The 12,466-nt window shown below is 43.8% G+C and carries 13 protein-coding genes; 9 read left to right on the top strand and 4 right to left on the bottom strand.

What is annotated here, in order from left to right; all coding sequences use genetic code 11:
- Window positions 1-15 precede the first annotated feature (15 nt).
- Window positions 16-1,092: a PhoH family protein gene (locus FTU40_RS09500; protein WP_074383566.1), complete on the bottom strand. Its 1,077-nt coding sequence runs from the start codon at window positions 1,090-1,092 to the stop codon at window positions 16-18.
- A 38-nt stretch (window positions 1,093-1,130) separates the two neighbouring features.
- On the bottom strand, window positions 1,131-2,588 hold the full coding sequence (gene miaB / locus FTU40_RS09495; protein WP_180040642.1) for a tRNA (N6-isopentenyl adenosine(37)-C2)-methylthiotransferase MiaB: 1,458 nt from the start codon (window positions 2,586-2,588) through the stop codon (window positions 1,131-1,133).
- Window positions 2,589-2,922: 334 nt separating this feature from the next.
- On the opposite strand from miaB, the gene FTU40_RS09490 reads away from it, so the two are divergent.
- From FTU40_RS09490 to FTU40_RS09465, 6 genes are all read left to right on the top strand, one after another.
- Window positions 2,923-4,857, top strand: a complete 1,935-nt coding sequence (locus FTU40_RS09490) for a lytic transglycosylase domain-containing protein (RefSeq protein ID WP_180040701.1) — start codon at window positions 2,923-2,925, stop codon at window positions 4,855-4,857.
- 31 nt (window positions 4,858-4,888) lie between these two features.
- Window positions 4,889-5,527, top strand: a complete 639-nt coding sequence (locus FTU40_RS09485; RefSeq protein ID WP_180040640.1) for a ribonuclease I — start codon at window positions 4,889-4,891, stop codon at window positions 5,525-5,527.
- A gap of 167 nt (window positions 5,528-5,694) precedes the next feature.
- On the top strand, window positions 5,695-6,681 hold the full coding sequence (locus tag FTU40_RS09480; RefSeq protein ID WP_005168672.1) for a malate dehydrogenase: 987 nt from the start codon (window positions 5,695-5,697) through the stop codon (window positions 6,679-6,681).
- A gap of 174 nt (window positions 6,682-6,855) precedes the next feature.
- A complete protein-coding gene (locus FTU40_RS09475) occupies window positions 6,856-7,116 on the top strand; it encodes a DUF2789 family protein (RefSeq protein ID WP_005094053.1) in 261 nt (86 codons plus the stop codon).
- 88 nt (window positions 7,117-7,204) lie between these two features.
- Window positions 7,205-7,459, top strand: a complete 255-nt coding sequence (locus tag FTU40_RS09470; protein ID WP_034608346.1) for a DUF2789 family protein — start codon at window positions 7,205-7,207, stop codon at window positions 7,457-7,459.
- 115 nt (window positions 7,460-7,574) lie between these two features.
- Window positions 7,575-7,832 (top strand): DUF2789 family protein, encoded by a 258-nt coding sequence (locus FTU40_RS09465; RefSeq protein WP_005094049.1) that lies wholly within the window; start codon window positions 7,575-7,577, stop codon window positions 7,830-7,832.
- Window positions 7,833-7,922: 90 nt separating this feature from the next.
- Here the strand turns inward: FTU40_RS09465 and FTU40_RS09460 are convergent, their stop codons facing one another.
- Window positions 7,923-8,450 carry a hypothetical protein gene (locus FTU40_RS09460; RefSeq protein ID WP_180040637.1) on the bottom strand — a complete coding sequence of 176 codons (528 nt, stop codon included), beginning with the start codon at window positions 8,448-8,450 and terminating at the stop codon, window positions 7,923-7,925.
- Window positions 8,451-8,520: 70 nt separating this feature from the next.
- Complete coding sequence (locus tag FTU40_RS09455; RefSeq protein ID WP_180040635.1) at window positions 8,521-9,123, bottom strand: 2OG-Fe(II) oxygenase; 603 nt, start codon at window positions 9,121-9,123, stop codon at window positions 8,521-8,523.
- A 117-nt stretch (window positions 9,124-9,240) separates the two neighbouring features.
- Here FTU40_RS09455 and FTU40_RS09450 point away from each other — a divergent pair, with 117 nt between their 5' ends.
- The 3 genes from FTU40_RS09450 to FTU40_RS09440 are packed head-to-tail and all read left to right on the top strand — an operon-like array spanning window position 9,241 to window position 12,053.
- Window positions 9,241-10,098, top strand: a complete 858-nt coding sequence (locus FTU40_RS09450) for a 23S rRNA (adenine(2030)-N(6))-methyltransferase RlmJ (RefSeq protein WP_005094045.1) — start codon at window positions 9,241-9,243, stop codon at window positions 10,096-10,098.
- Window positions 10,099-10,136: 38 nt separating this feature from the next.
- Window positions 10,137-10,958 carry a CDP-diacylglycerol--serine O-phosphatidyltransferase gene (gene pssA, locus FTU40_RS09445; RefSeq protein ID WP_005094042.1) on the top strand — a complete coding sequence of 274 codons (822 nt, stop codon included), beginning with the start codon at window positions 10,137-10,139 and terminating at the stop codon, window positions 10,956-10,958.
- Between the two features lie 18 nt (window positions 10,959-10,976).
- Window positions 10,977-12,053: a DUF6670 family protein gene (locus FTU40_RS09440; protein ID WP_180040633.1), complete on the top strand. Its 1,077-nt coding sequence runs from the start codon at window positions 10,977-10,979 to the stop codon at window positions 12,051-12,053.
- Window positions 12,054-12,466 lie beyond the last annotated feature (413 nt).

Here is a 12,466-nt window from a genome sequence, read left to right as displayed (position 1 = left end):
CCTTAAATTGAAAGCTTAATGCTGTGCATCTGCGGCAGCATTATTTTCAGCGATCAAGGCGTCCTGACGTGCTTTACGTTCTGCACGTGCTTCTGCACTTAAACGCTGCTGATCACTGTCCCAGCCTTCATAGGCTTCAACAATTTTCTGTACCAGTTGATGACGAACCACATCACGAGAATGAAAACGGGTGATATGAATTTCAGGAATTTTATCAATCACACGCAGGGCATGTGAAAGACCAGACTGTTGGCCGCGCGGTAAATCCACCTGCGTCACATCACCAGTAATGACCGCTCGAGAACCAAAACCTAAACGGGTCAGGAACATTTTCATCTGTTCAGGGGTGGTGTTCTGTGCCTCATCCAGAATCACGAAAGAATGATTCAAGGTACGGCCACGCATATAAGCGAGTGGCGCCACCTCAATCACTTGACGTTCGATCAGCTTGGCCACTTTTTCAAAGCCGAGCATTTCATACAAAGCATCATACAATGGACGCAAATAAGGATCGATTTTCTGGCTTAAATCCCCTGGCAAGAAACCCAGTTTTTCACCGGCTTCGACCGCAGGACGCACCAGTAGAATGCGCTGGATTTCATTGCGTTCCAGCATGTCCACAGCAGCAGCGACAGCCAGATAGGTTTTACCGGTTCCGGCAGGACCTATACCAAAAGAAATATCACTTTGCAGAATACGCTGTACATAACGTTTCTGGTTGGCACCACGCGGATTGATCCGGCCTTTACGGGTTTGTAACCAGACATTGTCCAGGCCGGTATGTTCTTGGTCTTCTAGATCTTGCTGGAGTTCACGGTCAGTCTGACTGCCCTGAATCATTAGGTGCAGGGTATCTGCGCTGATCTGCTGGCTCTGTTCAGATTCTTCGTGTAGACGTTGCAAGAGTATTTCGGCTCTTTCAACGGCATCGATTCCACCATCCACAATAAAACTCTCTCCGCGATGGGAGATTTTGACATCTAAACGTTGTTCAATTTGCTTCAAATGACCGTTATAAGCACCTAACATCGCTTGGATACGGTCCATTGAAATCCCAGGAAAAGCTACTGTACGTCGAATCGCTGCAGTCAAAGAGTATTCCTTATGAAGTGTACGTTATATGCTCTACATTACGCCACGTCAGGCTCAAGATTCAAGAGTTCACCATAAACTAAATTCAAAGTTTTAATTTCGGTCACTTCGATCTCGGCAAAGCGACCTACCCAGGCAGGATCACCAATAAAGTTGACATAACGGGTGTTGTCCGCCGTACCCACCAGAATATTCGGATCTTTATCAGAGACTTTCTCGATCAGTACCCGCTGGATGCTACCGAGCATGGCATCCGTTTTGTCAATACTCGAGCGTTTAATCCATTGCTGAACTTTGGCCAGACGTTCTTTTTTGACATCTTCCGGAATGGTATCTTCCAGTTCTGCCGCAGGCGTACCCGGACGTTTTGAATAGATAAAACTATAAGAATGATCGAAATCCAGATCTTTAATAAATTGATAGGTCTCTGCAAAGTTCTCATCAGTTTCACCCGGGAAGCCAATGATAAAGTCTGAAGATAAATGCATATCTGGGCGAACTGCACGTAACTTTTTAATCTTCTCGATATAGACATCAATCGTATGGTTGCGCTTCATCGCCAGAAGGACATCATTGGAACCGCTTTGTACCGGCAGATGCAGATGTGAAACCATTTGTGGCAGGTCGCGATAACACTGGATCAGGTCATCATTAAATTCGAGTGGATGCGAAGTGGTATAACGAATCCGGCCAATGCCCGGAATATCCGCGACTAAACGCAACAGATCGGCAAAAGTACAGATATTGCCTTCAAAGGTTTCACCACGATAGCCATTGACGTTTTGACCCAGCAGGGAAATTTCACGCACGCCTTTTTCTGCCAGACCCGCAATTTCAGCCAATACATCATCCAGTGGGCGAGACACTTCTTCACCACGGGTATAAGGCACCACGCAGAACGAACAATATTTTGAACAGCCTTCCATGATCGAAACAAAGGCTTTATAGCCCTCAACACGCGGTTCAGGCAGAAAGTCGAATTTTTCGATATCCGGGAAGGAGATATCTACCAGTTTGATTTTTTCTTTTTTCGGTTTTTCGATCTGGTCAAAATGCTGATCCAGCATTTGTGGCAAGCGGTGCAGGGTTTGCGGGCCAAAAATCATGTCGACATAATTGGCACGTTTCTGGATGTTGTCGCCTTCCTGAGACGCCACACAGCCGCCAACCCCGATAATCAGATCCGGATTCTTGTCTTTCAGTTTGCGCCAGCGACCCAGCTCGGAAAACACTTTTTCTTGGGCTTTTTCACGGATCGAGCAGGTATTCATCAGCAGAATATCGGCATCTTTAGGATCGTTGGTCAGCACATAGCCATGAGAATCGCCTAACAGGTCTGCCATACGGTGACTGTCGTACTCATTCATCTGACACCCTTGCGTTTCGATATACAGTTTTTTTACTGCAATCTCATGGACAGGGGTGTGCGCTGGCTGGGTAACAGTGTTTTCTGAGGCAGCTGGGGCACCATTCGGAATGAAGGTTTGAACCGTCATGTAGGCTCCTACAAGGTAATACGTTGAAAGAGTGAACGAACAGCCTGATTGACGCATCAAACAGGTGAATAACAATTCAATTCACGGACTGAAATATGGGAAGGCGCATATTTTAGCAGGAAAGTCGCTTAAACTTATAGCTTAAATTAAACGTGGAAAAATATTGATTTATGGGTAAAAATTGTCTGTAGATTAATATTGCTTAATCATAAGGTTACATAACTGAACAATACAGTTGCTTATAATATTTCAACAAAGCTCTTATGATAAGCAACATAGGCTAGGCACAGAATCGATGAGAGAAGGCAAAGGGATGTTGAAACACACTGAAAATATGTATAAATATTATAAATTAATTACGTTAAGTGTGGCGTGTATCGGTTCAGCAAGTACATATGCAGCTGAAGAGCAATTTAACGATGCCTTACGTGCGGCCAATTCAGGTAATACTGAATTATTACAACAATATCGCCTGTCCATGCAGAATGATGCTTTAGGCTATTATCCGGAATACTGGATTTTAAACCAGAATCTTGCCTTGCAACCTGCCAGCCAAATTGTCAGTTTTGCTCAGCGCTACCCGCAATCTGCGATGGCTGAAAAGCTGGCAGCGGACTATGTCGAAGAAAAAGTCAAAATGGCAGATTTCACCACGGCTCAACCGGTATTGCCTTATGTGACCAATGCTGATCCAGCTGAAGCCTGTGCCGTAGCACAAGTTCGTGCCAAAGCCGGTGATGAGCTGGTTTATGCCGAGTTTAAAGAGGTCTGGCTAACCACCAATAGCCAACCGGATTCTTGTACTGGACTTGGTCGAATGATGCTTTCTAGCCCTTTAATGACGGCAGAAGACCGCCAACAGCGACTTTGGGTACAATTGCGTGCCGGTCAGTCAGGTCAGGCTATTGCCACTGCGCAAGGAATCGGTCTGAATCTGTCTTTAGCACAACTCAATTCGATTCAGGCCAATCCAACCAATTATTTATGGTCTGCACCGAAAAACAGTGCGGCAGAACATGCTTATCTGATTTATGCACTGGGACGTCTGGCAGATAGTGATCTGGACTCGGCGTTATCCATTGTGAAACGGACTGCTGAAGGCACACCGGTACAAGTACAACGTGCCTTATACCGAGCTGTGGGGTATGTCGGTGGAACCACAGTCATGAAGAACAACTTTAACCGGGAAGTGTTAAATGCCTTTGATGCCAGTTATGGTCTGCCATTTAGTCCGGAAGAAGCTGAGATTTATGCGCGTCAGGCCATCCGTTTTAGTGCGTGGGAAAGCCTAATCCGTGCGATTGATGCCATGAGCGTCAATCAGAAACAGGAAGATCGCTGGCAATATTGGCTGGCCCGTGCCAGTGAGCAGCGTGCAGATCGTAGTTCAAAGAAAACTGCAGAGAGTATTTATCGTACATTGGCCGCCGGGGATGATTATCACAACTTGCTGGCACGCGACAAGTTGGGACAGCTAACTGCGAGCACACCCAATCCAATTCAGCCATCGAATCAGGCCATGCAACGTTTGAATCAGGATATTCATTTCCGTCGTGCGTTCACGCTACGTAATATCAGTGCACCGAATAACTACATTAACCGTGAATGGAACTGGGCAGTGCGTCAGGCCTATCTGAAGAAAGATGATGAGCTGTTGCTGGCCGCAGCAAAGCGTGCCATGGACATGGGCTGGCATGATCGGGCCATTTATGCAGCTGACCGCACCGTGAACAAACATAACTACAATTATCGTTATCCAATGCCGCACCAGAATTACGTGGTCAGTCATAGCCGCAATGCCGGGATCGATCCGGCTTGGGCTTATGGGTTGATGCGTCAGGAAAGCCGTTTCAATACCGTGGCACGTTCACATGTGGGTGCCGGTGGCCTGATGCAAATCATGCCAGATACCGCCAAGCTGGTGGCGCGTCAAATGGGTGAGGCTTATAATCCGGCAGCTCTCACCGATATGAATACCAATATTCGTTACGGCACCTTTTATTTATCGACCATTCAGCGTCAGCTCAGCAACAGCCCAGTCTTGGCAACCGCAGGCTATAATGCCGGACCAAACCGTGCCCGCCGTTGGCAGCCGGAATTTCAGGGCATGGCAGCAGATCAATATACTGAAAGTATTCCTTTACTTGAAACCCGAGATTATGTGAAACATGTCATGACCAATGCCACACATTACGGTCTCTTGTTAGGACAGGGTGCACAGTCCGTGGGTAAGCGTATGCAACTGATACCATTACGTAATACACAATAAAATTAAAATTATTGGGGATGGTGATTTATTCATGAAAATAATGAAGGATCGTCGAGTTTGGGGGAAATGGGCAGCGCTTGTATTTTTTGGCAGCAGTCCGGCAGCATTCGCCATGCCGACAGACTATGTTATGGATGTAGAAATGGTGCCGGCTTTGTGTAGCCTGTACCCTGAATATGCAAAGAAACGAAAATGTCTGGAAGGCTATTCCTTGAATATTTCCGGCTTATATCCTCAGGCTACGTCAGAAAACTGTACCACCAATAGCTCTGCGAAACTTTCACCGCTTCAGTCCAAGGTGGTGGCCAGAATCATGCCGGATGAAAATACCCGGACCATTTTGTGGCGCAACATCGGCGGTTGCGTTCCGATGAATGCCAGCCAATATTTCCGGACGATTATCAATTATGCAGACCGGCTTAAAGTGCCGGCAGAGCTGACTGAACAGGAAAATATCACCATATCAGTCGATGCGCTGCGTGTGAAATTTGTGAGAATTAATCCGCAATTACCCGCCAATGCTTTGAGATTTAATTGCCAGCTTACTCAAGCTAGCAGCGTGTTGACCTCGATCAAAGTCTGTTATCACAAAAATGGCAATTATAAATCCTGTCCTGCCAACATTATTAATACATGCCCAAAAACTGTCACAATAAAAGGAACATACTGAGCTTTTTTGCCGATTTAATTTATATTTCCTATCAGACTTTAGGTGAAATCCGTCCTCTTTTATATGCATCTGGCAAAGGATTGGAGTACAATCTTTCGCGTTTACGATTATTAGATTAAATACTAACTATTTAATCGCATTGAATATCCTCAATTGGAGATAATTAGATGAAGCAAGCAGTTCGTGTTGCCGTTACTGGCGCTGCAGGTCAAATTGGTTACAGCCTATTATTCCGTATCGCAAGCGGCGAAATGCTAGGTAAAGATCAACCAGTGATTTTGCAATTGCTCGAAGTTCCTTTTGAGAAAGCTCAGCAAGCGCTTAAAGGCGTAATGATGGAGCTTCAAGATTGCGCATTCCCGCTACTAGAAGACATGATCGGTACTGATGATCCTAAAGTTGCATTCAAAGATGCTGACTACGCGTTATTAGTTGGTTCACGTCCACGTGGTCCAGGTATGGAACGTGCTGATCTGCTTAAAGTGAACGGCGAAATCTTTATCGGTCAAGGCCAGGCACTTAACGAAGTTGCGAGCCGTGACGTTAAAGTTCTTGTTGTAGGTAACCCTGCGAACACGAATGCTTACATCGCGATGAAATCTGCTCCAGATCTTCCAGCGAAAAACTTCACTGCAATGTTACGTCTTGACCACAACCGTGCTGCATCTCAAATTGCTGCTAAAACCGGTAAAGCGGTTAAAGACATCAAAAATCTTACAGTTTGGGGCAACCACTCTCCAACCATGTATGCTGACTACCGTTTCGCTACAATTAATGGCGAAAGCGTTAAAGACATGATTAACGACCAAGATTGGAATGCAAATACATTCCTTCCGACTGTTGGTAAGCGTGGCGCTGCCATCATTGAAGCGCGTGGTTTGTCTTCTGCTGCTTCTGCTGCAAACGCTGCAATCGATCATATGCGCGATTGGGCTCTTGGCACAAATGGCGAATGGGTAACCATGGGTATTCCTTCTGACGGTTCTTACGGTATTCCTGAAGGCGTTATGTTCGGTTTCCCTGTAACGACTGAGAACGGTGAATACAAAATCGTTCAAGGTCTAGAAATCGACGAGTTCAGCCGTGAGCGTATCAATGTTACATTGAACGAACTTGAAGAAGAGCGCGCAGCGATTGCTGACATGCTTAAATAATTTGATCGTTTAGATTAAGTTGAAAGAGCACTCCATTCGGGGTGCTTTTTTTATATCTCTATTTTTTTGATGAACAAAAAATAACATGCTGTGATGCAGCAGCAACTGAATCTTGCTTAGGCTTGGACTAAGCTAAAAAACATAAATAATCCAATAAAAGGCGAGGTGAAGAAGATGTTTGATCAACACCCAACGTTAGAAATGTTTTTTCAGCAACTTGGATTGGACTCGAGTCCCGAGGCGATTGATGAGTTTATTAAGACCCATCAAATTGGCATGGACGTGCCTTTGCACAAGGCGCCGTTCTGGTCGAAATCCCAGCATGATTTCCTGATTGGTCAGTGGAAAAAAGATGATGAATGGGCAATTTTAGTTGATGTCCTGAATGAACAATTACATAGCGAAGCCCAGGGTTCTGGGTCATGTGATTTATAAATGAATATTTAAAGATTTATGCCAGTTCTTATTTTAGGGATGGTAAAGGTCTTATTTTTAGTTTAGAGCATATAACAGGAGCAAGTGGATCATGTTCGAACAACAGCCAACTTTAGAATTATTATTTGAACAATTGGGTTTGCCTTCTGATGAAGCCGCAATTAATGAATTCACCCATACCCATCAGTTGCCATCTGAAGTCGCTTTACCGGATGCCGAATTCTGGAGTGAGGGCCAAAGTGCATTCTTACGCGAGCACTGGCATCAAGATGATGAATGGATTGTGATTATTGACAAACTGAACCAGCTGTTACATGTCGAAAGTGACAAGCAAGGTGTTTAAATTATAGTCTACAAAAAGAAACAACAAACCTAGTGAAATGACTAGGTTTTTTTTGTCTTATCTTATAAGTTAGATCTATAAATAATTACAATTTATCTGATATAAGGAGGGCGACATGCTCATGAAGAACCAACCATCCTTAGAAATGTTATTTTCTCAACTCGGTCTGGCCAATAGCGCTGCTGCCATTGAGTTGTATATCCGGACTCATCAGCTTCCAGCAGGCCTGTCCTTGCATGAGGCACCATTCTGGAATAAATCCCAGCGTTCGTTATTGATTAGTCATCTGGTACAGGATGATGATTGGGCAATCTGGGTGGATGAGCTGAACCAGCAATTACACATGGATGCCTACAGACGTCAGCCTGCTTAACTGTGTTATATCTTGGTATTACTTAAAAAATGAAAGTGATGCTCAAAAGAAAACGCCTCAAATGAGGCGTTTTCTTTGACGCTGTTAAGCTTAATGCATTTTACTTTTTAATATTTTGATAAACCATTCCTGCTGACGATAATCACTAAAGGCATGATGCTGCTGCAACAATTCCAGTTCACATTCAACCGTTTTGGTGTATTTCCCTAACCAGTGACGTGTCAGGGCTGGCTCATTTTTACTGGCACTGGCATAAGCCAGGAAGAAATAAATATCGCCATGTTCATAACTGGCCATCGGCTTAAGAATTTGCTGGGTAATCAGGGCAAAATGCTGCTCTTTGGTCAGTTCAAAAAACATCATATAAGCCTTGGCCAGATGCAAGGATAAATTGATATACATGCGCAGCGGCATTTCTTCAAATTCCACCCGGCCTTGTTCAAGTAAGACAATCGCTTCTTGCAGGAAATGTCGCTGTTCCTGACGCAGCTCACTTAAAGTCACCAGCTGTAAACGAAGATCAGCACGTTCAAGCGTTAATTCTGGCGTATTGCCTTTTAAGTACAATTGGTCAGTTTCACCCAGTCGCTCAATAATCTGCTTGGTTGTTAATCGCATCAACGCAATCCTCATTTCTCAATAATGCCTATATGAGGTTAAAAAAATAAATTTAAAGCATGAGCGAGCATTAGATTAAGGCTGTATCGCTTCTTAACCAGGCCGTAATGGATAGACGTTGCTGTTTGGAGATCAAGACTTCATGTAATAAATCGCTCTGGAACAGCGCCATTCGGTTCGGTTTTGGCTGAATAATATGCCACTGGCCATTTTTATCTTGCAGACGCAATTCACCCCCCCAATCTGCCTGCCATTGTTCATGCAGATAATACACACTGGAAATCATTCGGCCATTTTTAGCTTGAGGATTGTCACGATGCAGCGCATAAAACTCGCCAGCGTGATAGCAGGCAAAATGTGCTTCGATTTCTTTAATGCCTAAATAAAACGCACGGTTTAAAGCTTGAGAAAACTGTTGCAGGGTTTGGGTGTGTAGGTGGGAAATTTGAAATTCAGGTCGTAACCAAAGAATATGATCACTACGGATGTTGCTGACGACGCCATTTTGAATGGCTGCATTACGAAATTCGTTTAAGTGGCTTAAGCATTCCTGACTTACCGCATGTTGATATTCGCTAGAATAAGCATCGTCAACAATACTAAAGCCATGTTGATCTAAATCATCTAAGATTTGATCAACATTCCAATCCCCTGGGATGATAACAGCTTCCATTTTTTTCAATTCTCGATAGTGTGGCAAAACAGGTTCGCTATTTTAGTGTAAGAATCGTGCCTGAACGAAACTATTTTTCATGTTAAAATAGCTGTTGATATTAGGAATTAATGAAACATGAATTACCGTCACTCTTACCACGCAGGCAACTTTGCCGATGTCATGAAGCACGTTTTATTGCTTCAGTTGTTGACTCGACTGAATGCAAAAGACAAACCTTATCGCTATGTAGATACACATGGTGGTGCGGGTAAATATGATTTATCGACTGCTGAAGCGCAAAAATCAGGTGAGTTCTTAAACGGTATTCATCGTCTTGTTAAACTGGATGACTCGATCAAGCGTAATGCACCTGAAGGCGTACAACAATATTTGAAAGTTGTTGAGAAAATGCGTGAAAACTTTGGTAAGGGTGCTTATCCCGGTTCACCTTGGTTTGCCCTTGAAGGTATGCGCGAGATTGATAAAGCGACTATTTTTGAAATGCAGCGTGATGTGTTTCAGCAACTTCGTCATAATATTTTTGACAAGCGTGCCGGCTTGCATGAGCGTGATGCTTATGAAGGTCTTTTGGGGGTGATTCCGCCGAAAGAAAAACGTGGTCTGGTGATGATCGATCCACCTTATGAGCTTGAGCGTAAAGATTTTCCACAATTGGTAGAATTGCTGGTTGCCGCTTATAAGAAATGGCCGACAGGTGTATTTGCTGTTTGGTATCCAATTAAAGACCGTGCCATGATTGAACGCTTCGAGAAAAAAATGTTCAAGACCGGCATCCGCCGTCAACTGGTGTGTGAAGTTTGTGTATGGCCGGATGACACCCCAGTCGGCTTGAATGGTTGTGGTTTGCTGGTGATTAATCCGCCTTGGAAATTCTCTGAAGATGCAGATGAAGCACTACAATGGTTATTCCCACATCTTCGCATGAGTGAAAATGGTGGTCACGCTGCAGTTCGCTGGTTAGTCGGCGAATAATTTTTTCAAAGCACAGGTCATAGCTAGGATCGACAAGAATGACAAATATAAGCAAACCGGAACGCGACTCTTCAAAAGACTTGCCTTTTGATGGCATCACCTTTGAGGTGGAAGAAGAGGAACATACCCAGGAAGGGCAGAAAGTTAAGCGTCGAGGCATCTATCTATGGCCTAACCTGATTACAACCGCTGCGCTGTTAGCAGGTTTCTACTCCATTATTGCCAGTATGAATGGCAATTTCCAGCAAGCGATCTATGCAATTTTTATTGCGGCTTTGCTGGATGGTTTGGATGGGCGTGTGGCGCGTGCGATTGGTGCGCAAAGTCCGTTTGGTGAACAGTTTGATTCGCTTTCCGATATGCTGGCTTTTGGTGTTGCTCCCGCGATCTTGATGTATAGCTGGGGTTTGAGTGATTTAGGCCGGATTGGTCTGGCCGCCTGTTTTGTCTATACCGCCTGTGCTGCTTTTCGTCTGGCCCGCTTTAACGTACAGATTGGCGTGGTAGACAAGCGTTATTTTATTGGTGTGGCCAGTCCATTGGCGGCTCTCATGATTGTTTCGCTGGTCTGGGTCGGTTTAGATTTTCCTGAAATTTTTGATATTCGTGAAGCATCCATTCAGATCATTAATGCTGTTGTCATTATTGCGGTGGGCTTGTTGATGATTTCCAATATCAAATATTATTCATTCAAGACCGTAGAGCGTAAACGCGTTCCGTTTTTTGTATTACCAATTGCCGTATTTGTCTTTGCTGCGATGACTTATAATATTCCTGTCGGCATTCTGGTAATTTCTATTCTCTATGCCTTATCTGGTTTTGTGACCACCTTTATGGCAAAAAGATCGAGTAGATTATAAAAATATAAGGAGTCTGAGATGCGGTTTCTTCAAGATTTTTTAGATCGTTCGAAACAGCTGAATCAGACTCCAACTGTTTCGCATTATCCTGCCTATCATGGCCCCAACTCAAAATATAAGATTATTCATCAAGGTTTGATGATTCCTGGACTTCCGGCGCCGCTGCACTATCTAAATTTTCTCAGCATTATCGGGCAGCCGAATGCACCGATGCTGGCCAATCCCAGTGCAATTCAAACCAACGCACTGGATACCGCTACGGTGATTTGCAGCACGAGTTCGCATATGGTCGGCCAACTGCATCGTTATTCAGTACAGCAGGACTGTAACTTTGATGCTGGCTTATTTCAGTTTTTAGATCGGGAGCAACTGAGTGGGGCCTTTCCTCATTTTCGTTTGCAGCGTTTTGACTCGGAACTCAGTTTCGATTTAAGCATTCATACCACTCAGCTCATTTCCCACTTTAGCCAGGTGAGGTTTTCACTTGCCGAGCACTGGTCTTTGCTGTGTCATTGTCAGGGAACCGTGAGCTATAAAGCACAGCAGTATACGATTGATGGTCTCGGAAGCTTTGAATACGCGCGGAGTTTTAACTTTCCCTATCTGCCTTTGGCTTTCCTGACTTATCAAATTATTAATCTCAGTGAAAACCGGCAACTGTTGTTGGCACAAATTCGGGATGGTTTTAATAGTATTGTTCAGTCGCGGATATATCTCCGTGATTTAAAAAACATGCGGACCCAAATGTTCGATCGCAAAGTTTATTTTAAAGTTCATCGTGTTTATCCGCGTGTCACGACACCCAATCGGCAAAGTATGTATTTGCCGCGAGAATTTGAATGGTGTTATGAAAATGCAGACGGTACTTGTATCTGGGTACAAGGTCAAAGTCGTGGAGATTTTAAATTTGGCCTGGCAGCGGGTTATGTAGGAAGTTTTAGTTATCAGGTCAAAATAAATGAAGAAACCGAAAGTGGGGAGGGTGGCTATTGTGAATACATAGATTGCCGGCCTTTAAGCTTTCAGGAACAGAATAAAACTGAAAAAAGATTAAGTCATTTATCCAATTCGGTCCCTTTAATGCTCAAAAAATAGAAAAACCTGCATTTTTTGTAGAATAAATAAACAGTCGTTGGTTTTTTGCTGAATTATTTAGAAATAGGGGTTGTGTTGGGTGTGAAATCCTGTAGAATGCACATCCATCGGCAGTGATGAAGATTAAAACTTCTGATAAAACAGTGACTTAGCACGAAGTGTTGAGATTAGGTTTTGTTGGATAAGTTTAAATTAATTTGAATTACGGATTGACACTTTAGAAATTCAGTGTAATATAGCCGACCTAGCTTGCTGGTGACGAATCAGCAAGAAGATCATTAAGAGCTTATGAAGAACAACTTGTGTGGATTTTTACTGGTTGATCGATCGAAATTATTTTCATTGATTGATGGTAGAAATTACTCGAAGTTTATTTGAGAAATATTTGTCAGAAAATTGATGAGCCAAGATTG

It is taken from the genome of Acinetobacter sp. YH12100 (assembly GCF_013419135.1).
Classification (GTDB): Bacteria; Pseudomonadota; Gammaproteobacteria; order Pseudomonadales; family Moraxellaceae; genus Acinetobacter; species Acinetobacter pseudolwoffii.
The sequence above is the reverse complement of the archived record's forward strand: the minus strand, read 5'-3'. Positions and strand labels throughout refer to the sequence as shown.